Here is a 22,743-nt window from a genome sequence, read left to right on the forward strand (position 1 = left end):
CTCGACCGGCTCTACCGGCGCAACAGGTCATACCGGGGCGACTGGTGCCACCGGCTCGACTGGTGCAACGGGGTCGACCGGTGCCACGGGTCCGACCGGCTCGACCGGACCGAAGGGTGAAACCGGACCGAAGGGCGCGACGGGTGCGACTGGCGCCACGGGTTCGACCGGCTCGACCGGGCCTAAGGGCGACACCGGACCGAAGGGCGACACCGGGCCCAAGGGTGATACCGGACCCAAGGGCGCGACGGGTGCCACTGGTGCCACGGGCTCAACCGGCTCGACCGGGCCTAAGGGCGACACAGGACCGAAAGGCGATACCGGCCCCAAGGGCGCGACGGGTGCGACCGGCGCAACCGGCTCTACTGGCTCGACCGGACCGAAGGGCGACACCGGCCCCAAGGGTGATACCGGACCCAAGGGCGCGACCGGTTCGACCGGCGCAACAGGAGCCACCGGCTCCACCGGGCCGAAGGGCGACACCGGGCCGAAGGGCGACACTGGGCCGAAGGGCGCCACGGGTCCGACCGGCGCAACCGGCTCGACTGGCGCGACCGGACCTAAGGGCGACACCGGGCCCAAGGGCGCGACAGGTCCAACCGGACCAACCGGTCCGACGGGACCCTCGAGCGGTCATCACGACTCGATTGTCACGCCGACCCTGGCGACAACGACCCAGAAGACCGCCAAGGTCACGTCCGACTCGCTCGGCCTCAAGGACACCACGAAATTCCTGCCGTCGAGCTCGATAGGAAACGGCGGTGACCCCGGCGGCCAAGCGTCGTTCCGCAGCCTGATCGGGCTTGCAGCGACATCGGTGACGACAGACCTGCTCAACGTCCTCAAGACGATCAGCGGATCCGGTCAGAACCAAAACAAGCCGACGGGGGCGAGCACGGATCTTACCTCCGACCAGACCAAGCCTGGCGCCGGCTACGCCAGCAACGACCATACCGCCAAGACGACCCTGAAGGATCTCTTGATGCCGCATGAGTGAGCGGCGAACGGACTGGACTGTAACTGGTCCAGGTTAAGAACGGGCGCGCGGGCTTCGCTGGAAATCGGCACCCGCGCGTTCATCATCTCGAGAGAGGGAATGCCATGAGAGTCGCGCTCCCGATCAGTTCGGAGTACAGTGCGGCATTGCCGGGAACCTCGGCAGAAACGCCTCGGCCTGGGCATTCTGGTCCTTGGCGCTGCGTATCGGATAGGAAGCCTGTGGTAAACGTTCCCGTAAATGCCGAGAATCAGCCGCTCCGGATCCGCGCCGGCACCGAAGTAGAGGCCGCGGCTCGCCAGGCGGACGGCCAGAACCCGCCCGGCGGTCCCGCCGAGCTCGACCAGCTCGGGGCGCGCCTCAAGGCCGTACTGCGGGCCGCCCGCTATCACGGCGTCGAACTCGACCCCTCGGAATTCAGGACGGCGAACCCGGTCCCGAGCGCCGCCGATCTCTCCGAGTGGGCGCAGAACGCCGGCATGTGGTCGCGCGCCATTCGCATCCGCTGGACCCACCTCTTGCGGTTCCAGGACACCGGACCGGTCGTCCTGTTGTTCAACGATGGCGGCGCGGGTCTCCTTACCGGCGCGAGCGCCGAGCGCAACGTCGTCTTCCTTAAAAGTGCCGATGCGCCAGACGACGGCGAGGTCACCGCCGTCGACGAGCTGCGGCTGTCCCAGGTGTGGACGGGCGAGGCCGTGCTGCTGCGCCCGACACGGTCGCATGTGGCGGCGGACGCGCCTTTCACCCTGCACTGGCTGGCCGAACTGGTGCGGCTGGAAAGCCGTCCCCTGCGCGACATTGCCATTGCATCCTTCACGCTGAGTGTCCTTACCATCTTGCCGCCGCTGATGGTCATGACGTTGGTCAACAAGGTGCTGCAGTTCAACAGCCTCTCCACCCTGGTGCTCTTGTCCGCGATCATTACCGTGGTCTTCGTCTACGAGACCCTGCTTGGCCATGCGCGGCGAATGATCATCAACGTCGTCGGCGCCCGTCTCGACACCAAGCTGCATCTGCACGTCTTTAGCCGGCTCCTGCGCCTGCCGCTCGACTATTTCGAGCGTCATCCAGCCGGCGAGACCATGTATCATCTCGCCCAGGTCTATCGTATCCGCGAATTCCTGACCGGAAAGCTCCTCAGCACGTTCCTGGACCTGATCACGCTGTGCGTGCTGGTGCCCGTAATGTTCTATATCAACGCCACGCTGGCCTGGATCGTGGTGGCCTGCGCGGTCGTGATCATGCTGATCATCCTCGCCTATCTCAAGCCGCTGCGCCGCAGGTACCAACGGGTGGTCGAAGCCGAGACCTGGAAGTCGGCGGCGCTCGGCGAAACGGTCGTCGGCATCAAGACGGTGAAGGCGCTCGGCCTCGAGCCGCAGCGCAAGGCGCTCTGGGATGAGCGGGTGGCCGAAGCGGGAAAGGCCCGTCTCGCCTTCGGCCAGTTCGCCAGCTGGCCGCAGACCCTGGTCACGCCGATCGAACGCGTGATGGTGCTCGGCACCATGCTGATCGGCGCCTATCTCGCGATGAACGACCGTTCCGGCTACATGGTCGGCAGCCTGTTCGCCTTCATGATGATCTCCCAGCGCGTGGCGCAGCCGCTGGTCGGCCTGGCGCGACTGGTTGAAGACTACGAGGAGGTCGGCGCGGCGATCGGCGAGGCAGCGTCGGTTCTCAACCGGCCGCTGGAAAGCAGCTCGAATTCGACCGGCCTGAGACCCAAGCTCGTCGGCGAGGTCGCGTTCAGCGACCTCACCTTCAGCTATATCGCCACAAAGACGCCCGCGCTCGACCGCGTCAGCTTCCACATTCCTGCCGGCACCATGTTTGGCATTGTCGGGCGCAGCGGGTCCGGGAAATCGACAATCGCGCGCCTGCTGCAGGGGATCAACCGCGATTACAGCGGCTTCCTCAAGCTCGACGGCGTCGACCTCAAGGAGATCAACCTGCGCCATCTTCGCCAAGGGCTTGGCGTGGTGCTGCAGGACAACTTTCTGTTCCGCGGCTCGATCCGTGACAACATCATCGCCGGGCGCCCAGGCCTGACGCTTTCGGATGCCATGCGTGCCGCGCATCTGGCCGGCGCCCAGGAATTCATCGAGCGGATGCCCAATGGCTACGACACCTATATCGAGGAAGGTTCGCCCAATCTGTCGGGCGGTCAAAAGCAGCGGCTGGCGATCGCGCGCGCCCTCATCCATGATCCGACAATCCTCATCCTCGACGAAGCGACAAGCGCACTCGACCCCGAGAGCGAGGCAGTGGTCAGCGCCAACCTCATGCGCATCGCCAGCGGGCGCACCATGATCATCGTTTCGCACCGGCTGTCCTCGCTGACAGAATGCGACAANTCGGGCGGTCAAAAGCAGCGGCTGGCGATCGCGCGCGCCCTCATCCACGATCCGACAATCCTCATCCTCGACGAAGCGACCAGCGCACTCGACCCCGAGAGCGAGGCCGTGGTCAGCGCCAACCTCATGCGCATCGCCAGCGGGCGCACCATGATCATCGTTTCGCACCGGCTGTCCTCGCTGACAGAATGCGACAACATCCTGGTCATGGATCAAGGTAAGGTGCTCGACGTCGCACCGCACGCGACGCTGCTCGAGCGATGCACGCTCTATCGCCAGCTGTGGTCGCAGCAAAACCGGCATCTCGATGGCCGCCAAGGCCGTCCGGTCGCCATCCCGCCGCGGCTGGTTTGACGATGCCAAGACAATATACGCTTCAGGTCCGGTAACCCATGAGTAGCACCTCGATCATCGCCCTCCCCGCCCGACGGCAGCGCATGGAAACGAGAGATCCGACAACCCCGGCCATACTCGAGTTCCAGTGGCCGTCGAGCGCCGTCACCAATGCACCCATTCCGCGCACCGCGCGCGGCATCGTCTGGATCATTGCCAGCCTCGTCATGGCGCTGATCGCCCTGGCAGGACTAATACCCGTGGATCAGGTTGTGACGGCAAGGGGGCTGGTGGTGTCAAACGCGCCCAACATCCTCGTGCAGCCATTGGAGACGGCGATCGTGCGTTCGATCGACGTTCGTGAGGGACAGCACGTTCAGGCCGGTCAAGTGCTTGCTCGCCTCGATGCGACCTTTGCTTCAGCCGACCTGGCGGCGCTTGCCATGCAAGTTTCGACGCTTGAAGCCGAAGTGGCGCGCCTGAAGGCGGAAGCAGACGGCAAGGTCTTCAACTATGATGGTTTGGACCCAAGCTGGACGCTGCAGGCATCGATCTTTGAACGCCGCAAGGCGGTTTACGACGCCAAGGTCGAAAATTTCGACCGCCAGCGCGACGAACTCGGTTCCGTGATCTCGCGCTCGCTGTCGGATGCCGACGGCTACCGCCAGCGGCTCGCAGTGGCGGCCTCGATCGAACAGATGCGCAAGCAGCTCGAAGCACGGCAGGTGGGCAGCCGCCTCAACACACTGATGGCCGAAGACAATCGCGCCGAAATGTCCCGGTCGCTTGGCAATGCCGAGCAGACGGCCCAAGCCGCAAGGCTCCAGCAGCAGGCCGTGGCCGCCGAGCGCGACGGCTACATTCAGGGATGGCGAGCCGATGTCTCGCAAAGCCTTTCGGAGGCGAGTTCGCGGATATCCGACGCCCGCGAACTTCTCAACAAGGCAAAGCTGCGCAAGCAGTTGGTTGAATTGAAGAGTGAAGCCGACGCCACCGTCCAATCGGTGGCCAAGGTCTCGGTCGGTTCGGTCCTGCAGTCCGGCGAACGCTTGATTACGCTCGTGCCGGCTAACGCGCCGCTCGAGATCGAGACAAACATCGTCGGCCGCAGCAGCGGCTTCGTCCATGTCGGCGACCAGGTGGTCATCAAGTTCGACACTTTCCCCTATTCGCAATACGGGCTCGCGCATGGCACCGTGCGGACGCTCAGCCCGGATTCCTTTTCTGCCCAGGAGCAAGCGCGCGATCCAAACAGCTCGCTGGCCATGCTGCCTTCCGACGCCGAGCCGTTCTATCGCGTGCGCATTTCCATCGATCAGGTCGCCCTCCACGGCGTGCCTGCCGGTTTCACCGTCAGCCCCGGCATGCCGGTGACCGCCGACGTAAAGGTCGGCCGGCGCACAGTGCTCAAGTACATTCTCGGTGCGATGCTCCCGATCGGTCAGGAAGCGATGCGGGAGCCGTAGAGCACTGGAGGAACCGAGACTCGATGACAATCCTAGATCGGCTGGCTGGTCTTGCCTCCCCTGCGGCAGCGTTGCGCAGGGCGATCCAGCTCTATGACAGCGGCAAGCCCGCTGAAGCCTTTCCGCTTATGGCGGTAGCGGCGCGCGCTGGGATTGTCGACGCCGAGTACCGGGTCGCGCGTTGCTATCTCGAGGGATCGGGTGTGCCGCCCAGCCGTGTGGAAGGGGCGCGTTGGCTGCGGCGGGCAGCCAACCACGGCAGCGCCGATGCGCAGGCGCTCCTTGCCGCGCTCTACGTCACCGGGCTGGTCGCGGCGGAAGCCGCCAGTAAAGGCGCCGGATCGGAAGAATTGTTCAAACGGGACCGCCCAGGCGAACCGGACTTCACGGCAGCCTTCGAACTGGCTACCAAGGCGGCCGAGGCGGGCTCGCCAACCGGACAGGCTATCCTTGGCTATATCCTCACCAGCGGTCCTAAGCCGATGCGCAATGCAGAAGCCGCGCATCACTGGTACGAGAAGTCGGCTTCCGCCGGCTGTGCCGAAGGATGTCTTGGCCTAGCCCTGTCGCTCGCCCGGCGTGGCAATCGCGAACACCGGGTCAGGATCGCGGCCGAGGTACGACGCGCGGCCGACGCCGGCCTGCCGACCGCAACCTATCTTCTGGCGGTCCTAACCGAGCACGGGCTCGGCGTCTCACGCGACCTGGCGGCGGCCGCTCAACTTTATCAGGCCGCTGCGGAGAAGGGCCTTCCCTCCGCCCAGTTCCGGCTGGGCTTGGCACTGATTGACGGGGGCCTCGTCGACCATGATCCCGCTGCTGGCGAGGCCTGGATGCGCAGTGCCGCCTTAGCCGGCAATGTCGAGGCCGCCTATCTCCTGGGCGATCGCTATGTGAAAACGCAGCGGCCCGATTTCGCGGAAGCCGCCAACTGGTATCGGCGGGCGGCCGAAGCGGGTCACCAGGCCGCCGCCCGCGCACTGGCCTCTCTCTACCTAACGGGGAACGGCGTGGCTGAGGACGTCGAAGAGGGAGCACGCTGGCTGCGCGCCTCCGCGAATGCGGGCAATCAGGACGCACAGATAGACCTCGCCAATCTCGTGCTCGGAGGAGCCGGCGAGCCCGATGACCGCGCAAGCCTTGCCGGTTGGTTCGAGGCCGCCGCCTCATCGGGCGACCTGATTGCAGCATTCAATCTCGGGCTCTGCTTCGCCAAAGGCGTTGGCGTGCGCCAGGATGAGGGACAAGCGGCGCAGTGGCTGAGGCGGGCCGCCGAAGGTGTCGGGGAGGCGCAATATATGTATGCCCGCCTCCTCCAGGATGGCCGCGGCGTAGCGACCGATCCAAGGCAGGCCCGCGTCTGGTTTGCCCGGGCGGCCAATGCTGGCGTCCTCGATGCGCAGGTCGCGCTTGCCGAGATGCTGCTCAACGGGCGCGGCGGCACGAGCACGCCAGAGACCGCAGTGCAGCTGTTCCAAGGGGCCGCCGACGACGGTCACGCTGGTGCGATGTTTGCGCTAGGTGCGCTGTACGATGCTGGCCAGGCCCTGCCTGTGGACTACAAGGCGGCGCAAAAATGGTTCGCCGCCGCTGCCGGGCGTGGGCATGGCCAAGCCCAGCTCATGCTCGGGCGTTACCTCGTCAAAGGGCTGGCCGGCGAGTGCGACCCCGAGGCCGGCCGGGTCTGGCTTGAGCGCGCGGCTGCCTGCGGCATCAGTGAAGCGGCCGACGAACTCGCGGGGCCCGTATCTGGTTGAGCTTTGCCGATTTTGCCAAGAAATCGTCAGGCTCGTAGCGGGATCGCCCGCGAAAGTGGCCTCGTGCGGACACGTTCAGAGCTTGCAAGCCACCGCGGGTCATCACCTAAGCGCTTCGCGTCGAAACGAATTGAGATCGTTGGTTTATCTGTCGTCTTGCCCAACCGAGGTCACTGTTGGGCGACTGCGTTAGCTGTCCACCACGATCTCTGACCGCCTGTCATAGGCTGTCATCCACTCTTCTGCAGCACCACCAGAGGACTCGATCGCCTCCGCGGCTAGAATTCCCCGAGATCGAGCGAATGCCTCAAAGGCAAGGCGAGCCGTTTCAGCATCTTTGTCGTCTGCAAGGGCAGACCGGAAAAGCGCAAGCGTGGCCGCGTGTGTTGGGCTGCGGAACCCGACCCATTCGTCGAGAAGCTGATAGGCGTCCATGACAGACGACACCTCATGCGCAACACCAAGTCCCACAAATACCTGCACCGGGCGGGTGAAGCGCTTGGGCGTCATTGTTGAGCTCCGTTAAAGGCGACCGGTAATCCGAGTGCCACTTGCTCAGCACTGAGATAGCCCGGCCAAGGACCATCTGTGGCCTCAAGTATGCATCATAGTCTTGCAAGTATTCAAGTAAGCCTTACGGACGAAGATCCTCCGAACAATTCTCGAAGCCGCAGGTACTTCCGGCAGCTGCCATGGATCTCGGCGCGGGCCGTTACCTGCATTGCTCGGTACAGATAGCTACCATAGGGCTGCATACTGCCCAGAAATCGTTTGCCTAAGGAAGAGCCTGGCAGACAATTAACCGTCGAGGAATACAGGTTCCCATTGCCGCTCCCGACCAGGTCACCAGAAGCACCTGATCTTGCCGGTGCTGTCGGCACGGCAAGGCAAGGTCCGACCGCCGGCGCAATGCTACTGCCGATCTTTGACGTCGGCACGCACGAGCCGCCCTGCCCCAAACAGAAGCGCGAAACGGTACACTCTTTTCCGACCCGTTCCTACATTCCGCACTTCAGGACGGCAAAGAGCGCGCGAAAGTGCTTCGGCTCGCCTTTCGTCGATCTCCAGCATCACATTTTCGCACGTGTCTGAAGCCCCACAACCGGGGCATCTCAAGACATTCGATGGTCGTGTCTCATCGCCGACAAGAGGAAGTTTGCACCTGTTGCAGCCGAGCTGCGGTGAGTTTGCGATCATCATGGTTATCCCAGCGCTCGCCAAAGGTTCACCCCTGACGCCGGACGGGAGATGCAATTAAAGGACCATTTTGCCGGTGACCCATTACGGCACACCTTTGACGCTGCGAACCCCGGCAGAGCCTGCCCTGCAGCATGCGGATGCAAGGATCCGTCGTCCCACTTTGCAATGAATCAGTTGCACCAAGCCGCCATTCTGCCGCTTGGGCCTGTCAAAAAGTCTGATTGTAGGAGCCGACTTCCGGACTGCGGCGCAGCACGGCGTCGACGGCATCGAACATCTGGCGGCGACGCTCGGACGAGACCGGACTTTCGACGACCACGACCAGTTCCGGCTTGTTCGACGAAGCCCGCACCAGACCCCAGGTGCCGTCCTCGGCAACGACGCGCACGCCATTGACGGTGACGAGGTCGCCGATCTTCTGGCCGGCAAAACTGGAGCCTTCACGCTTCAGAGCCTGAAAATCGGAGACCACCCGTTCGACGACGCCGTACTTCACATCGTCCGCGCAGTGGGGGNGCCGCGAGATATCCCGCGCCAGCATGACGCCGACCTTGTCGGCAAAGATCTCGTTGCCTTCATTGTCGACGACACCGCAGCGGTCGCCGTCGCCATCGAATCCCAACCCGACATCGGCCCCTGTCTCCAGCACCTTGTCCCTGATGGCATGCAGCATCTGCATGTCCTCCGGATTGGGATTGTAGTTTGGAAACGTATGGTCAAGCTCGACATCGAGCGGGATCACTTCGCAGCCGATCCGTTCCAGCGCTTCAGGGGCAAAGGCGCCAGCAGTGNCAGCTTGATGCCAAGCGAATAGGAACGGAAATCATGCCCGGTGACGATGTCGGGCCCGACGCCGAGACGGCGGATCATCGTGCCGAGCCCCATGCCAAGCGCCTGGACGCCAATCAGATTGAGTTCTGGCGCGACCTGGCCAAACCACCAGCGCGCGTCATATTCCCTAAATCCGCATGCCTTGATCAGCGCAGAGGTTTCAAACGCGAACGTGTTGGGCCGGGCTTCGGAAACGAAATTCAGAGGCACGAGAGGAAACTCCGCAGGATGCAAACGACANGAGGTTTCAAACGCGAACGTGTTGGGCCGGGCTTCGGAAACGAAATTCAGAGGCACGAGAGGAAACTCCGCAGGAGGCAAACGACACACATTCGCTTGTCAAGGCGGTAGCTTACTGGAACCGTTCCTCAGGCCTATCTATCAGTTTGGCTGAGCCTGTCGCGACAGTCGACGAGCGTGAGTGTGGGCCCCTGAGCGGGCCGACACTGCTTTTGGAATGGCGATGAAAGCGCGTTCCCGATAATGCAGGAGGGGGAGTCTCGGCAAGCGGTTCTGCCGGCCGATCAATGCTTTTAATATTTTGTGATCAACCCGATTTGGGTTCTCCACAACCGTCTCCGGTGGACCATCTGAGGTTGCTAGAATGTTGCGGGAGAATGCCCTAAGCAGCCGTGAGCAAGATGCAAACCCCGCTTTGACGAGCGGTTTGTTGTTAAGCGCGGATGCAAAATGCCACTGTTTTTTTTCGATGTCCGAGACGGCAAGTCCCATTTTCCCGACACGGAGGGCACCCATTACGTCGGTGCGCGCGAGGCCCGGGTAGACGCAGTCAGAATGCTGGTCGCCATGGCACAGGACGAAGTTCAGGGCGAGTTGCAAAGCAAGCTTTCGGTGGTCGTATCCGACGAAAGCCGTAGGCCCGTGATGGAAGCAAATATTGATTGCAATATAAAAGTCTTCTGAAAATCCGCAAAACCGGCATCAGCTTCGCACGGATGAGCTGCCCCGCAACGATATAGCCGTCGGATGCGCAGGTCAGGTCAGGCAGGCTTGTGGCGCCATCGTGTTGCACTTAATTCGGCAGAGCCCGCAGGCTGCGACCGGCTTTGGCGGCAACCCTCCTCTCCTTGCCAGACGACCGGCGCCCCAGCCAAGGGCGTTCGAGCCCAAGGTCGCCGGTTAATCAACATCGCCGTCCATTTTAAACATGACCGGGCCCTGATCATCAAGCGAGAACAAAGCAGGTGTGCGAAAGGAGCGGGAAACGGGTCATACCCTCCCGCGAATGGCTAAGCCTAGGTTCCGGCGGGCCCCCTAAAGAACGCCTCGACCCGGGAAGCCGACGATCTTACTACAGTCGCACGGCAGTTTTTGATTTCAGCCAGGAAACCCACTGTCAGGCTGACGCATAGTAGGCCGGGCAGCGGAGAATTCCACGATAGGGAGGAGAGGCGATATGACCAGCCAGGGAGTATATCGCGCGTTAGGGCTCAAGCAGGTTAGGAAACTCAAGGAGGTTTACGAGTGTGCACGGGCCGTGAAGGCCACCTACCCTGAGAGTCATATCGCCAGCAAAGCCGCCAAGAGGTTGATCGACGCCTTCGAAGCCGATGTCCAGAATGCCGGACCTGTTCTGGACGCATCTTGGCTGACCGAGAATGATCCCCAGGGGACCGCCTGAGCCCGAGCTGTACATAGCGTAGCTCTGTCGGTGTAAGTGCGGCGGCACCGTGTGCTGCTTCGGACCCTCATGTCCGCAAGGGATGCTGGCGGATTTGCCTTGCCTTCCCAACCAAACGAGCTGGCATTTGCCACAGCGTCCAAGGAGCGCCAGGAAGATGCCCTACGCGGTCCTTTGCGCGAAGCAGGCGCTTAGATGACAGTGCCCGCGCCTATGCACTCCCCCGATGCTTTGGAGATACATGGCTTTTGACTGCCGGCGGGGCAAGCAGTCCTCGGCTACGCCTATGGGTGAGGACCGCCCAGGCCAGCCGTCTTCGGATGGTTCACCTTCAGAGTGTTGCGATGTCCTGCGATACTCAGACGCTCCACAACATCGACCGGCCAGCTCGCATGTTTACCCAAAACGGTAGCGCCTGCGGCGGCGCTAGCCGTCAGTGTTTTTCGCTGATTCAAAAATTTAACCAAATGTTAATCTAAGTTAGCGCTGGCTGATAAATAGCCCATAAGCTCAGGTTGTTCTGGTTGGGATTGGGAACAGGGAACAGCAGTGGGTGCAAGGCTGGGCAAATTCCAGCTGAAGCTCCCAAAACGGTGGGCGCTATTTTTCAATTTCTGAAGGAACTGAAGAGTGAGGGGCTAATTGGGCCGCCGCAGGGCGGATCGCTTGGAAAAAGGGTGGGTAAGAGTATGGGCTCCACAGTAGAACTGCATAAATATACTTCGGCAGATCAGGCAGAAATCCCGGCGGGCGGAGCGGGAATGGTGCAACGAGCAGGCAGGGAATGTCTGCTCATCCTGGACGGAAGGGCGCTCGACCGCGAATGTCTCGCATCGGCTCTGGAAGACCACGATCTCGGCATGGCCGTCGAGGCCATGGGATCGATTGCCGAATGGCGCGCCAAAGAGGGGATGACCCTTGCAGCCATTCTCTTCAATCTGGGCGGCCGGAAAGTCACCGACCAGGGTATCGCGGACCAGATCAGGCGAATTTCGTGCGAATTCAAGTCGGTGCCCGTCGTGATTTTGGCGGACACCGAAGACCTCGCACAGATACTGACGGCTCTCGAATGTGGCGCGCGTGGCTACATTCCAACCTCTGTAGGGATCGATGTCTGTGTCGAGGCAATCAATCTTGCGGCAGCGGGAGGCATCTTCGTTCCGGCAAGTAGCGTTCTGTCTATGCGGCACCTGATAGATTCAGGCAGCCGTGATGCGCCTTTGACCGGCATGTTCACGCTCAGGCAGGCTGAGGTCGCGCAGGCGCTCCGACGCGGCAAGGCCAACAAGATCATCGCCTTTGAACTGAACCTGCGCGAAAGCACGGTGAAGGTGCACATCCGCAACATCATGAAAAAGCTCAAGGCGACCAACCGCACGGAAGTCGCATACAAGGTCAATGATCTCTTCGCGGAAGGAACTGCGGCTGAACGGTGATCGCAATCCGCCGCCTTCCCTCAATGTACGATCGCGGTCTTATGTAGCGAACGCACCAAGCGGGTCGCGGTCAACGAAAAGCCCGCCACGGTAGCGACCCGGGCGGGCTTCATTCTGAGCGGCTACATCCCGGGGGAATCGACCGCTGCTAGCTGTTTACCATAAGATTCTTTCCCGGGAATGGCGTGATCACGTGAGGGACCGCTATTTGGCAGGATCGCCTGGAATTTCCGGGATGTCCGGGTGAGGGATCGTACTTAGCAACAGCCGCGGCGCAATGCTCCTCAGCGCGTTTTCGCGCACGCCAAATTGTTCCCCCAGCTTCCAGCGTTGAGCCTAGTTCAAGCAACCTACGCTGGATTAGCTGCTCCCGGCATGGGGAAACGCTGCGCCAACTCATTCGCTTGCGCCTTGATGCTGCTTGTCAGTTGGCGCGTTTGCCGCACAAGACCGCACAATCGCGCCTTCTATCCACCATAAGTGCTAAACCGGTGACCTTATGGAGAACGCGAAAATCCAGGCTCAGACATCTAGACTTTCTGTCGAACTGGAGCAGTCCGCATGCCTGAGCAAAGCCTCTGTTTTCGCAAATCGGGACGCCTTCAAGAACGTGGCCGTGAGCTGATCCCAGGCGGCAGTCACACCTACGCGAAAGGCGAGGATCAGTATCCCATTCTCGCGCCGGGCTTTATCGAACGTGGTCTGGGGTGCCACGTCTGGGATGTCGACGGAAACCAATACATCGAATACGGCATGGGCAACCGTTCCGTCGGGCTGGGGCATGCATACCCAACGGTGCTCAGGGCGGTGGAGGCGGCGCTTGCCGGCGGAGCCAACTTCACGCGCCCCGCAAGGATCGAAGTTGACTGCGCCGAAACCTTCCTTGAACTCGTCGGCGCGCAGATGGTAAAATTCTGCAAGGACGGATCGGACGCGACGTCAGGCGCCGTCCGCCTTGCCCGCGCCTACACGGGTCGCGATCTCGTCGCGTGCTGCGCCGACCACCCTTTCTTTTCGACAGACGATTGGTTCATCGGTACCACACCGATGAATGCGGGAATTCCAGAAGCGGTTCAAAACCTGACCCTCACCTTCCGGTACAACGACATCGCTAGTGTCAAGGATTTGTTCGACAGGCACCCGAGTAAGGTGGCCGCTCTGATCCTGGAACCTTCCCGTGGCGACGATCCGGCCGACGGCTTCCTGCATAATGTCCAGCGTCTTTGCCGGGAAAATGGCGCGCTGTTCATTCTCGATGAAATGATCACCGGGTTCAGATGGCATGCAGCGGGAGCACAAAGGCTCTATGGCATCGAACCGGACTTGTCGACGTTCGGCAAGGCTCTTGGCAATGGTTTTTCGGTTTCTGCCCTGGCAGGCAAACGCGAATATATGCGGCTGGGTGGGCTCGAGCATACGGATCGCCCCCGTGTGTTTCTGCTGTCGACTACGCATGGCGCGGAAACCCACGCGCTTGCCGCGGCCATCGCGACCGTAGGGGTCTATCGGGACCAGCCCGTCATCGAACACCTGCACCATCAGGGAACGAAATTGAAGGAAGGTATCATGGAGGTTTCCAGACACCATGGACTGGATCGGCACTTCAAAGTTGTCGGCCGTCCCAGTTGTCTCGCCTACGCCACGCTTGACCAGGACGGCAAGCCCTCACAGACATACCGTTCCCTGTTCCTGCAGGAGACGATCAAGCGTGGTGTCCTGATGCCATCTCTCGTCGTCAGCTACACGCACGACGACGCGGCCGTCATGAAAACCATAGACGCCGTCGATGGTGCTCTGGGCGTGTACGCGAAGGCCCTGGATTCGGGAGCAAGCCAATTTTTGGTTGGCCGCCCCTCGCAGATCGTGTTTCGTCGCTTCAACAATGGCGATGCACAGGCCCCGATACCGGCGGTCTCACAGAACCCTCGGCCAGCGAGCAGTGAGACCAAACGGCAATCAGAAACCCGCGGGCTCGTATCCACTTCATGAGCCGGTAACCTCGATCTGGCAGAGCGTGGTGCCCCAAAAGTGTCGTGCGAAGATCGCCAACCACGTCGAGGATGGTGTGCCCCCTTGGCTCAGACAAGCCCTCAAGCAAATCGGGACGGAAATCCGCTAAAGAAGTCTGGCTTTTCTGAGTGTAAACGCCTCGGCGAAATGTTCCGGCGCCCTGCACTCCATCCCGCGCAATCTCGCCAGCCCCGCGAATGTGTCGCGGTCGAACCAGTCCTTGGAGCGCTGCGTGCCGAAGTGCTGTTGCAGGAGCTCGATCTTGCGTTCCAGCACTGCAGCAGAGAGCGGCACGTAGGCATTTGGCTGGCAAAGATCTCCATCCCATTTGGGAATTTCGTATTCGATCACAAGATGATCGCGAAAAACATTCCAGGTCAGTTGATTGACCTCCCGGTGGTCTTGATGGGCATCGAACCTAGCATGGGTCAGCACCAGGTCGGGATGGACGCGAGATCTTAGATCTATCAACCGCTGCTTTATCGCTCGGCTATGGGCCGGGAAATAGCTGTCTTCGAAATCCGCGATGTCGATTACGGACGACTTCGATCCTTTCAGGAACGCTTCGGCCGAGGCGCGGGCCTCGACCGCCCGCTGGCCGCCGGCGCTCAGCACACACCAGTGGACGTCCAGTTTCACCCCCGACGCGATCAGACCAAGGATAGTGCCGCCGGCGCCGATCTCGATGTCATCCGAATGGGCGCCAAGGCAGAGGATCGAGAGTTCCTCCCCGCCACGTGCGAGGCCAAGCCCTCTCACGAAGCGGCCATTACCAGACCGCGTCTGGTTTTTTCGGCGGTAACCTTTCTATTCCAGGGCATGTCGCCCCGTTCGACCATGTCTTCGAGCGATTGCCAATCGCGCAGCGTATCCATCGACCGCCAGAAGCCATCATGTTTGTACGCCATGAGCATGTTGTCGTCGATCAGTCGCCTGAAAGGTTCCAGAACGAGCTCCTCGCCATCGCGCATATAGTCGAAGATTTGCGGGCGGAACAGGAAGTAGCCGCCGTTGATCCAGATCTCCGAGGTATCGGTTGTGCGGAACTCACGCACGCGACCGTCTTCCGCGATATCGGCCAAATGGTATGTCAGTGGTGCGCGCACCGCGAGAAAACAACCGATCTTGCCGCTGGCTTCAAATTTCGCCACCACGTCGTCGAGATCGACGTTGGTCAGACCATCGGAGTAGTTGGCCAGGAACATCTTCTCGTTCTTTACCTGGTCCCTTGCCGCCCAGAGGCGTTCGCCGATATTGCGCCAGACCCCGGTATCAAGCAGGGTAATGCTCCAGTCCTTGACCTGGTCGCCGAGCAGTTTCACGTCTTGACCTCCCTGCGTGACCACGCAATCGGAAAAGGTCTGCGGCCGTGTGTTGAGGAAGAAATCCTTGATGACATTGGCTTTGTAGCCCAGGCACAAGACGAATTCATCATGTCCATAATCGCTGTACCACTGCATCACGTGGCGCAGGATCGGCTGGTGGCCAAGCGGGATCATCGGCTTGGGTATACTGTCGGAATAGTCGCGGATCCGGGTTCCGCGACCGCCGCAGAAGAGGACAACTTTCATCTGCCTAACTCCGATGGATCGATCACCGCCACAAAAGGAATTGGGACCACAAACCTTGCACCCCAGGAGGCGACATGGCGCATCTGTTCGATGATCTCGTCCTTCAGGTTCCACGGAAGGATGAGGATGTAATCTGGCCGGGCTTCGTCGATGGCCTCGACGGATTTGATCGGGATATGCATCCCCGGTGTGAAGCGACCATGCTTGTAAGGATTACGGTCGACCGTGAAGTCGAGGAAGTCGGTGCCGATGGCGCAGTAATTGAGCAGCGTGTTGCCCTTACCTGGAGCGCCGTAGCCACAAATCTTCTTCCCTTCGTTCTTGGCCGAGATAAGGAACGCCAAGAGGTCGCGCTTGGCACGCTGCGCTTTGTGACCGAAGGAGGCATAGGTAATCATCTCCGTCAGCCCGTGGCGTTTTTCTCGGGCGAGAAGTTTGCCCACGCTGTCATCCACGCCCCAGCGACTGCCCTCATGGGCGAGATAGACACGCAGCGAGCCGCCGTGGGTGGGCAACTCCTCGACGTCGATCAGCCGCAATCCGTGGCGCGCCGCCATCAGTTCGATCGTCAGCAGCGAGAAATATGAAAAGTGCTCATGATAAATGGTGTCGAACTGATTCTCCGCCATCAGCCGCTCGATATGTGGAAACTCGAGCGTGACCACCCCCTGAGGTTTGAGCAGGATTTTCATCCCGGCGACGAAGTCATTAAGGTCCGGCACCTGCGCCAGGACGTTGTTGCCAATGATGAGGTCGGCGCAATGTCCTTCGCTCATCATCTGACTTGCCAACCGAACCCCGAAGAAGTCGACCCGGGTGGGTACACCTTTCTCGATCGCGGCGCGCGCAACATTGGCGGCCGGTTCGACGCCCAGTACAGGAACGCCCAGCGGCAGAAAGTGCTGCAGCAGGTAACCATCGTTGCTAGCGAGCTCGACCGCAAGACTGTCACGGCCAAGTCCAAGCCGTCTGGTGATGGCCTCGCAATACACTTTCGAATGAGCCACCCAGCTGGAGGAGAACGAAGAGAAGTAGGCATATTCGCTGAAAATGGTCTCGGGGCTCAGATACTCCTTGAGCTGCACCAGGTAGCAGGCGTCGCAGACAAGCACGTTGAGAGGATAGTAAGCTTCCATTTGGTCAAGCTGCTCGGCCTGCAGGAAGCTTTCGCAAGGTGGAGACATGCCTAGATCGACCAATGTGTGGCGCAGGCGCGACCCGCAGAGCCTGCAACCGACATTCCGGCTTGCCGCATTGTGACCGCGAACGGTTTCGATAGGCTGAATGTTCATTTCCCCGCTCCTATCCGCCGTCTAACGGAGACGCAGGCGCTACGCAGAACCCATGTCTGCCGCGCCTCCGTAGACAGATGACAGGTTAAGATCCGGCCCTCTCCGGTTCGATTTGCCAATCCGTCGGGTGCATTAATCCTTATAGCGAGCCGGCGGCGGCGATGCCGATACCAGGCTCGCCGAACGGGTAGTCAGCTGTCGTCCGCACGTACCGCTATCGGAGAGGCCAGCTAAGGCTTAGGTAGCCCTTACAGCGTGGGCTGGCGACGCTGACAATTGAGGCGGCAGTCTCACTCGGCGCCGGGGAGTCAACCCATGCAGTTTACCGAAACCGAGCTTCAAGGGGTCTGGGTAATCGAGCCTACTCCCATGCTTGACGACCGTGGCTCTTTCACCCGCCTTTTCTGTGAGAAGGAGATGGCCGATTGTGGTCTGGCGACGCGCTTTGTCCAGCACAGCCGGGCTCATTCGATCAAAAAGGGAACTCTTAGGGGGCTGCACTACCAGGAGGAGCCTTACGCAGAGGTCAAGCTGGTCTCCTGTGTCCGCGGCGCGATTTTTGATGTCGTCGTGGACCTGCGCCCGAATTCGTCGACGCGCTACAAATGGCTCGGTTTCGAGCTGACTTCCGAAAACATGAAGCAGCTCTATATCCCTGCCGGGTTCGCCCACGGCCTCCAGACCCTAACCGACGGCACCGAGGTCTCGTATCTCATATCACAGTTCTATACGCCCAACGCTTCGACCGGCGTTCATTACAATGACCCCACCTTGTCCATCGGATGGCCCTTGATGCCGACGGCCATGTCGGAAAGGGACAAAAGCTGGCCCCTTATCAGACGGCGAACCGCAACGGCCTCATAAGGCTACCAGGAGCTCATGTTCTAACAGCAGTTTGGCAGCGGCGGCCAGTTCCTTGAAGGGCAGGTTCGAGCGCTCCGCAATGGCCAGAAGCGAATGCTGCCCGTCGGCGAGGTTCAGCACCCAAAGCAGGGACATCGACGTCGCGCCCGACGACTTCTGCCCTCCCACGGCTGCATAAAGGCCGCGTTTGCCGAGCTGCGGCTCGCCCTTGGGCAAGCGGTTCAACGGCGTCCAGTCCTCTTCGACAATGTCGATCACCTCCATCAAGATGCGGAAGGAATCCTCGAGATGCTCTGGCCTGATGAAGTCAAGATTGTCGGCCGAGGTGTGGTATTCGGGAAATGTGCCGTGGACGCTTCGCTGGAACATGCCGACCGGAAGATTGAAGCCCGGCGAACAATATTGCCGTTCGTCATAACCGTAGGGGGAGAAATCCATCAGCTTTGCCCCGGCTCGACGCCCCAGCACGTGGGACATGGCTCGGTCAATAAAGGCGTCCCCACGGCGGCTGCGCTTGTATGCCGGGTCTCCTGAATCACCAACGCATGACAGCACGAGACCGTGGTCGATGAGACATGTACGGTCCTCGTTGCGCGACAACCACGCGAGCGCGCCGATCGTGCCGGGAGCGAATAGGAAGCGGTAGCTGTATCGTGTCTTCCTTGCCTTAAGACTTCTCGCCAGCATTGCCAGCAGCGCCAAGCCCGAACAGTTGTCGTTGGCAAGTGAGGGATGGCAAATGTGCGCCGAGAGGAGGAATTCCCGCTCGCTCTGCCCGCGGTGCAAGTATTCGCCGTATGTGAGAGTGCCGTCCTCGAGCTCGGCGTCGATCTCCACACGGTAGAAACCGTCGGGCAGGTCGGCCACACGCACATGGGCTGCGCAGAAGCCCCAGGTCGGGGCGTAATAGCTGGTGCGGTAGGGGATCAGCTGCGGCTGTTCGGGCAGAGTATGAATGTGCGGCCTCAGCTCGGCGAGCGGCAGGATGCCCTTGAACGGCAAGCTGTAGTTGACGACGTGCAGGTTGGAATCCGCAAAATCGAGGACCGTCTGTCCGTCCGGGCCTGTGATGGTTGCAGAGCGTATGTTCCATTCCTTTGGAACGGTCCAGTCGAACAGCTGCGTCCCGGTGGGCACTTCGTGCCGTTGCAGCTCGATATGCTGCGAAAGGACATCCAGCGTTGCTCGCACGCCGTTTCCGGTGATGCTCCGGCAGATAGGAAACAGACGTTCGGCCAGGGCATAAATTTCGTGACCGACTCCGGTTGCCGGCGGGCCGATCCCGGCGGGGTTCAGGTGTTCCATCCAGCTTATCCGAGCGCCTCCTCCAATGGCTTGGATACTCCAGCAACCCGCATCCGCTCGTCCAGAAGTCCGCTGGTCAACAGATGCCTGATGTGACCGATGCGCTGGAAGCGCGGCCCCTCGAATTCATCCAGCGTGACATTCGACTTCCGGTATGCCTGGTAGAGTTGCTCGGCACCCTTGCGCGCATCCCATTGTGGCCTGAAGGCAGGCAGGGCAAGCGCGATCTTGTCGAAGTTGACCCGATAGGAGCGTTTGTCGGGCCCGGCGTCGGGCGCGAGTTCAAGCCGGCAATCGGGCACGATCTCGGCGACGATCTCGGCGATGTCCCGGATCCTGTAATTGTGGTCGGTTCGTCCCACGTTAAAGGCTTGATTGTGAATGGCCTCGCGGGGCGCCTCCAGCCCGGCAATGAATGCCCTGGAAATGTCCTCGATATGGACAATCGGTCGCCACGGTGTTCCATCGGACTTCAGGAGGATGACGCCTTTGGTGACCGCCCACGCGACCAGATTGTTCAATACGATGTCGAAACGGAGCCGCGGCGAGAGCCCATAGGCCGTGGCGGGGCGGAAATAGGTGGGAGAAAAGCTGCTGCTGGCCAGTTCGGAAATATCCCGTTCTGAAAGGACCTTCGACCAACCATAGGGCGTGACCGGATTCAGTTCGCCAGTTTCATCGACCATCCCGTCGCCTGCCTGTCCGTAATTGCTGCACGACGAGGCGAACAGGAAGCGCGACACGCCGGCGTCCTTGGCCGCCTTCGCAAAGCGGACGCTGCCCTTATGGTTGATTTCGTAGGTGATGTCCGGATCAAGGTCGGACAGCGGGTCATTGGAAAGGGCCGCAAGGTGGATGACGGCATCGAACCCTTCGAGGTCGCGCGCATGCACGTCCCTGACATCCTTTTGGATGGATGGAATTGAAGCCCGCTCGCCCCCAGCGGCAAAGGTGCAGCGCCGGTAGAGATCGCTGTCATAGCCCATCACCGAATGCCCGGCACGAAGCAGCATCGGCACCATCACCGATCCGATATAGCCTTGATGGCCGGTTACCATGACTTTCATCGCGCATCTTCCTCAAGCAGATAGTGATGGTGCAGAGCCTACCGAGGCTCAAAGAGCTGGGCGAGAACGCCAATAGGCGGTCGGAATGCCCTGTTGGACGAGGCCCTGCCGCCGAATAGGTCATTCGGTTGGTGCGCGCCTAATCCTTTCGGATGTTGTCTCAGGGACCGCCGAAACCGTGTTTTTGGAGCTCGAGTCCTACGGTCCGAAGACGAACAGCGCGCGGCCGGCCTCGATCGCGATGGCCTGCCGGCCGTCCACGGTGAACGAGATCGGAGCGGCTCTCGTCTCTCCGCCAAGCGGCACGCGCCAAAGCTCCTGGCCGGAGGCGGAGTCGAGCGCGAACAGCACCCCTCCGGAGGCGCCGAAAACCAGCCCGCCGGCGGTCGCCAGCAGGCCGCCGTAACCTGAGTCCTTTGCCGTGGGGGAGCGGAATTCCCATTTCCTCTCGCCAGTCGCAGCATCGAGCGCACGCACGGCCCGCACCGGCGGAGAAACCCACGCGGCCCCGCTTGCGACAAACAGCCCCCCCTCCCCTCGTTGGACATTGTCCGGATCGGTTTTCGTAAAAATCGATGCCCCTTCGGTCGTCGGCACGAAGACCAGCCCTCGGCCTTGGTCGAAGGCCGGATTTTGCCAGTTCGTTCCTCCGCCGCCCGGCCGTATGAGGCGCCCCTGGGTCGAAGCGCCCGCCGACAGGACCGGCCGCCCCGCGTGATCCATGCCATCGGCCCAATTCTGCTCCACGAAGTTTACGCCGGTCAGGAATTCCCCGGTGACCCTGTCGAGCACATAGTAGAATCCGTTCCTGTTTGCCCAGCAAATCACCTTGCGTTTGGCGCCGTTGATGGTGAGATCGGTAAGGATAGGCGTCTGGTTCGAGTCCCAGTCGTGTTCGTCATGGGGCGTGAACTGGAAGTGCCATGCGAGCTTGCCGGTGTCCGCATGCAGCGCGACCGCGCTATTGGTGTACAGGTTGTCGCCGGGGCGTACGTCGCCATTATAGTCCGGGCCCGGGTTGCCCACGCCCCAGTACACGAGATCGAGCGATGGATCGTAGCTACCCGTCACCCATGTCGGGCCGCCGCCGGTTTGCCAGGCGTCGTTCTTCCACGTCTCGTGCCCCGGTTCGCCAGGACCGGGGATGGTGTTGAATTTCCACAGCTGCTTGCCGCTCGCGGGATCGTAGGCCGCCAGAAATCCGCGAATGCCGAACTCGCCGCCGGCAACGCCGACCACGACGGCATTGCTTGTGGCCAGAGGCGCCCCGGTCATCGTGAGACCTTCGGAGGGCTTGGCTACCTGGGCTTCCCACACCTCCTTGCCCGTGTTGGCATCCACCGCGACGAGGACGCCGTCCAAAGTGCCCAGGAAGAGCGTGCTGCCGAGAACGGCAACGCCTCTGTTTACCCTGCCGCAGCACATCGGCAGATTATCGGGCAAAGGCCTGTCGTACTTCCAGATCACCTTGCCCGATATGGTGTCGAAGGCAACGATGCCGGCAGGAGGCACGCTGGTGAAGAGCGCTCCGCCGATGACAAGCGGCGTCGCCTCTAGAACACGGTCATCGGTGTCGAGCTGGCTGATCCAGCGGACACGAAGCCGGGGCACATTGTCCTTTGTGATTTCGGAGAGCGGCGAATAGCGCCGACCGTCCAGCGAACCCGAATAGGTCAACCATTGGCCCGAATTCGGAGCAATCAGATCGTCGCCCTTCACGCGGATATCAAGATGGGGCGCGTTGTCGTCGCTCGTGGCCGAAGTCCTGGCCTGGAGCGATCTGATATAGCTTACGACCTTCCAACGGTCGTCGAACGGCAGATCGGCGTGAGACGCCATGGAGGTTGCGGGAATACCGTCGCGCACGACCTTGTAGATGGCCAGGTCGCTGTCGCCGTGTCTGAGTGGCCGGTCGAGAAGCGGAGCGTGTGTCCCCGATCCATCGTGGCAGGCCGCGCAGTTCCTGCGAAATATATCGGCGCCGCTGGCGCGATCCTCCGCACTGACAAAAGGATTGCTGACGGCGGCATCCAGGGAGCGCCCTTCCGTCACCGTCGTGGTCAAAACGAACCCGCTCGAAGGGTTCGTCATCTGAAGAAGCTCCGACCAGGACAAGTCCGGAACTCCCCCAAACACCTTACGCGTATAGAGCTGGACTCTCCAGGTTAGTGAATGCCATATCTTTGTACTTTTCGCCTCATCTTCGGGCTTGTGCATATTATTGTATAATACAAATCCACCCACCACTGCGATGAAAACAGAAATCATCGCAGCGTAAAAAAATCGTAACTTCCATCTTCTCTTGGCGGGATGTGCCATCTATCTTGGCATTTTTCCTGTCTGCCGCGCATTTACTGTCGTGCTTGTTATCACGCGAGCGAAGCGGTCACATCGAGACCCCTTTCCTGTCAGCCACCGACAGGAGTCAAGGACAGACACCCTTATCGTCCCGATATGGTTGGTCGACGGATGGTGCATGTCAAGGGACTTTCCCAGCAAGCGGGGCCCGCCCGCAAGAAATGCAAAAGGAGTAGCCGCACGAAGACTCATCCCTAAGCCCTACGAATGGGCTCCTAGCCGCATTGCCGATCCACGCAACAAGAGTGGTAGTTCGC

The 22,743-nt window shown here is 61.0% G+C and carries 17 protein-coding genes and 1 pseudogene; 9 read left to right on the top strand and 9 right to left on the bottom strand.

The features are described 5' to 3' along the window. Positions 1 to 27 precede the first annotated feature (27 nt). Entirely contained in the window at positions 28 to 519 is a 492-nt protein-coding gene (locus tag X742_RS1000000176080; RefSeq protein WP_280800200.1) for a DUF4573 domain-containing protein, read from the bottom strand. 298 nt (positions 520 to 817) lie between these two features. Here X742_RS1000000176080 and X742_RS1000000176090 point away from each other — a divergent pair, with 298 nt between their 5' ends. The 4 genes from X742_RS1000000176090 to X742_RS143655 all read left to right on the top strand — a co-directional run bounded on the left by X742_RS1000000176090 (position 818) and on the right by X742_RS143655 (position 6,910). Next, positions 818 to 997, top strand: coding sequence for a hypothetical protein (locus tag X742_RS1000000176090; RefSeq protein ID WP_023774743.1), 180 nt, complete (start codon positions 818 to 820; stop codon positions 995 to 997). Between the two features lie 221 nt (positions 998 to 1,218). Beyond that, a complete protein-coding gene (locus X742_RS143665) occupies positions 1,219 to 3,708 on the top strand; it encodes a peptidase domain-containing ABC transporter (protein WP_023774744.1) in 2,490 nt (829 codons plus the stop codon). A gap of 38 nt (positions 3,709 to 3,746) precedes the next feature. Then, a complete protein-coding gene (locus X742_RS143660) occupies positions 3,747 to 5,153 on the top strand; it encodes an HlyD family type I secretion periplasmic adaptor subunit (protein ID WP_084569654.1) in 1,407 nt (468 codons plus the stop codon). Between the two features lie 23 nt (positions 5,154 to 5,176). Next, positions 5,177 to 6,910 carry a tetratricopeptide repeat protein gene (locus tag X742_RS143655; protein ID WP_031248471.1) on the top strand — a complete coding sequence of 578 codons (1,734 nt, stop codon included), beginning with the start codon at positions 5,177 to 5,179 and terminating at the stop codon, positions 6,908 to 6,910. A gap of 189 nt (positions 6,911 to 7,099) precedes the next feature. Here the strand turns inward: X742_RS143655 and X742_RS143650 are convergent, their stop codons facing one another. After that, complete coding sequence (locus tag X742_RS143650; RefSeq protein WP_023774747.1) at positions 7,100 to 7,420, bottom strand: DUF982 domain-containing protein; 321 nt, start codon at positions 7,418 to 7,420, stop codon at positions 7,100 to 7,102. 898 nt (positions 7,421 to 8,318) lie between these two features. Then, positions 8,319 to 9,151 (bottom strand): annotated as a pseudogene (locus X742_RS1000000173145) (hypothetical protein). A 480-nt stretch (positions 9,152 to 9,631) separates the two neighbouring features. On the opposite strand from X742_RS1000000173145, the gene X742_RS143645 reads away from it, so the two are divergent. The 4 genes from X742_RS143645 to X742_RS143635 all read left to right on the top strand — a co-directional run bounded on the left by X742_RS143645 (position 9,632) and on the right by X742_RS143635 (position 14,008). After that, positions 9,632 to 9,865 carry a hypothetical protein gene (locus tag X742_RS143645; protein WP_023774750.1) on the top strand — a complete coding sequence of 78 codons (234 nt, stop codon included), beginning with the start codon at positions 9,632 to 9,634 and terminating at the stop codon, positions 9,863 to 9,865. Positions 9,866 to 10,358: 493 nt separating this feature from the next. Further along, on the top strand, positions 10,359 to 10,583 hold the full coding sequence (locus tag X742_RS143640) for a hypothetical protein (protein ID WP_023774751.1): 225 nt from the start codon (positions 10,359 to 10,361) through the stop codon (positions 10,581 to 10,583). Positions 10,584 to 11,344: 761 nt separating this feature from the next. Further along, positions 11,345 to 12,019, top strand: a complete 675-nt coding sequence (locus tag X742_RS03720; RefSeq protein ID WP_023774752.1) for a response regulator transcription factor — start codon at positions 11,345 to 11,347, stop codon at positions 12,017 to 12,019. Between the two features lie 561 nt (positions 12,020 to 12,580). Continuing rightward, a complete protein-coding gene (locus X742_RS143635; protein WP_023774753.1) occupies positions 12,581 to 14,008 on the top strand; it encodes a glutamate-1-semialdehyde 2,1-aminomutase in 1,428 nt (475 codons plus the stop codon). Between the two features lie 126 nt (positions 14,009 to 14,134). On the opposite strand, the gene X742_RS143630 is transcribed toward X742_RS143635, so the two are convergent. The 3 genes from X742_RS143630 to X742_RS143620 are packed head-to-tail and all read right to left on the bottom strand — an operon-like array spanning position 14,135 to position 16,892. Next, positions 14,135 to 14,788: a PIG-L deacetylase family protein gene (locus X742_RS143630; RefSeq protein ID WP_023774754.1), complete on the bottom strand. Its 654-nt coding sequence runs from the start codon at positions 14,786 to 14,788 to the stop codon at positions 14,135 to 14,137. Next, positions 14,785 to 15,600 carry a sugar phosphate nucleotidyltransferase gene (locus X742_RS143625; protein WP_023774755.1) on the bottom strand — a complete coding sequence of 272 codons (816 nt, stop codon included), beginning with the start codon at positions 15,598 to 15,600 and terminating at the stop codon, positions 14,785 to 14,787. Before X742_RS143625 ends, X742_RS143630 begins: the two co-directional genes overlap by 4 nt. Then, positions 15,597 to 16,892, bottom strand: coding sequence for a class I SAM-dependent methyltransferase (locus X742_RS143620; RefSeq protein WP_031248475.1), 1,296 nt, complete (start codon positions 16,890 to 16,892; stop codon positions 15,597 to 15,599). The genes X742_RS143625 and X742_RS143620 overlap by 4 nt, the downstream gene beginning before the upstream one ends. A gap of 315 nt (positions 16,893 to 17,207) precedes the next feature. Between X742_RS143620 and rfbC the strand changes: the two genes are divergently transcribed. After that, positions 17,208 to 17,756 (top strand): dTDP-4-dehydrorhamnose 3,5-epimerase, encoded by a 549-nt coding sequence (rfbC, locus tag X742_RS143615; RefSeq protein WP_023774757.1) that lies wholly within the window; start codon positions 17,208 to 17,210, stop codon positions 17,754 to 17,756. Here rfbC and X742_RS143610 read toward each other — a convergent pair. The 3 genes from X742_RS143610 to X742_RS0138385 all read right to left on the bottom strand — a co-directional run bounded on the left by X742_RS143610 (position 17,751) and on the right by X742_RS0138385 (position 22,447). After that, positions 17,751 to 19,061, bottom strand: coding sequence for a DUF4910 domain-containing protein (locus X742_RS143610; RefSeq protein WP_023774758.1), 1,311 nt, complete (start codon positions 19,059 to 19,061; stop codon positions 17,751 to 17,753). The genes rfbC and X742_RS143610 overlap by 6 nt on opposite strands. Before the next feature lie 5 nt (positions 19,062 to 19,066). Beyond that, on the bottom strand, positions 19,067 to 20,128 hold the full coding sequence (locus tag X742_RS143605; RefSeq protein WP_023774759.1) for an NAD(P)-dependent oxidoreductase: 1,062 nt from the start codon (positions 20,126 to 20,128) through the stop codon (positions 19,067 to 19,069). A gap of 198 nt (positions 20,129 to 20,326) precedes the next feature. Continuing rightward, positions 20,327 to 22,447: a PQQ-binding-like beta-propeller repeat protein gene (locus X742_RS0138385; protein ID WP_084569655.1), complete on the bottom strand. Its 2,121-nt coding sequence runs from the start codon at positions 22,445 to 22,447 to the stop codon at positions 20,327 to 20,329. Positions 22,448 to 22,743 lie beyond the last annotated feature (296 nt).

The sequence above is a fragment of the Mesorhizobium sp. LNHC229A00 genome (assembly GCF_000502415.1).
Taxonomy (GTDB): Bacteria; Pseudomonadota; Alphaproteobacteria; order Rhizobiales; family Rhizobiaceae; genus Mesorhizobium.

Excerpts from the sequence above, each read along its gene's own strand:
- X742_RS143660 (WP_084569654.1), top strand. The coding sequence starts at position 3,747 with ATGAGTAGCACCTCGATCATCGCCCTCCCCGCCCGACGGCAGCGCATG.
- X742_RS143655 (WP_031248471.1), top strand. The coding sequence starts at position 5,177 with ATGACAATCCTAGATCGGCTGGCTGGTCTTGCCTCCCCTGCGGCAGCG.
- X742_RS143650 (WP_023774747.1), bottom strand. The coding sequence starts at position 7,420 with ATGACGCCCAAGCGCTTCACCCGCCCGGTGCAGGTATTTGTGGGACTT.
- X742_RS143645 (WP_023774750.1), top strand. The coding sequence starts at position 9,632 with ATGCCACTGTTTTTTTTCGATGTCCGAGACGGCAAGTCCCATTTTCCC.
- X742_RS143640 (WP_023774751.1), top strand. The coding sequence starts at position 10,359 with ATGACCAGCCAGGGAGTATATCGCGCGTTAGGGCTCAAGCAGGTTAGG.
- X742_RS03720 (WP_023774752.1), top strand. The coding sequence starts at position 11,345 with ATGGTGCAACGAGCAGGCAGGGAATGTCTGCTCATCCTGGACGGAAGG.
- X742_RS143635 (WP_023774753.1), top strand. The coding sequence starts at position 12,581 with ATGCCTGAGCAAAGCCTCTGTTTTCGCAAATCGGGACGCCTTCAAGAA.
- X742_RS143625 (WP_023774755.1), bottom strand. The coding sequence starts at position 15,600 with ATGAAAGTTGTCCTCTTCTGCGGCGGTCGCGGAACCCGGATCCGCGAC.
- X742_RS143620 (WP_031248475.1), bottom strand. The coding sequence starts at position 16,892 with ATGAACATTCAGCCTATCGAAACCGTTCGCGGTCACAATGCGGCAAGC.
- rfbC (WP_023774757.1), top strand. The coding sequence starts at position 17,208 with ATGCAGTTTACCGAAACCGAGCTTCAAGGGGTCTGGGTAATCGAGCCT.
- X742_RS143610 (WP_023774758.1), bottom strand. The coding sequence starts at position 19,061 with ATGGAACACCTGAACCCCGCCGGGATCGGCCCGCCGGCAACCGGAGTC.
- X742_RS143605 (WP_023774759.1), bottom strand. The coding sequence starts at position 20,128 with ATGAAAGTCATGGTAACCGGCCATCAAGGCTATATCGGATCGGTGATG.
- X742_RS0138385 (WP_084569655.1), bottom strand. The coding sequence starts at position 22,447 with ATGGCACATCCCGCCAAGAGAAGATGGAAGTTACGATTTTTTTACGCT.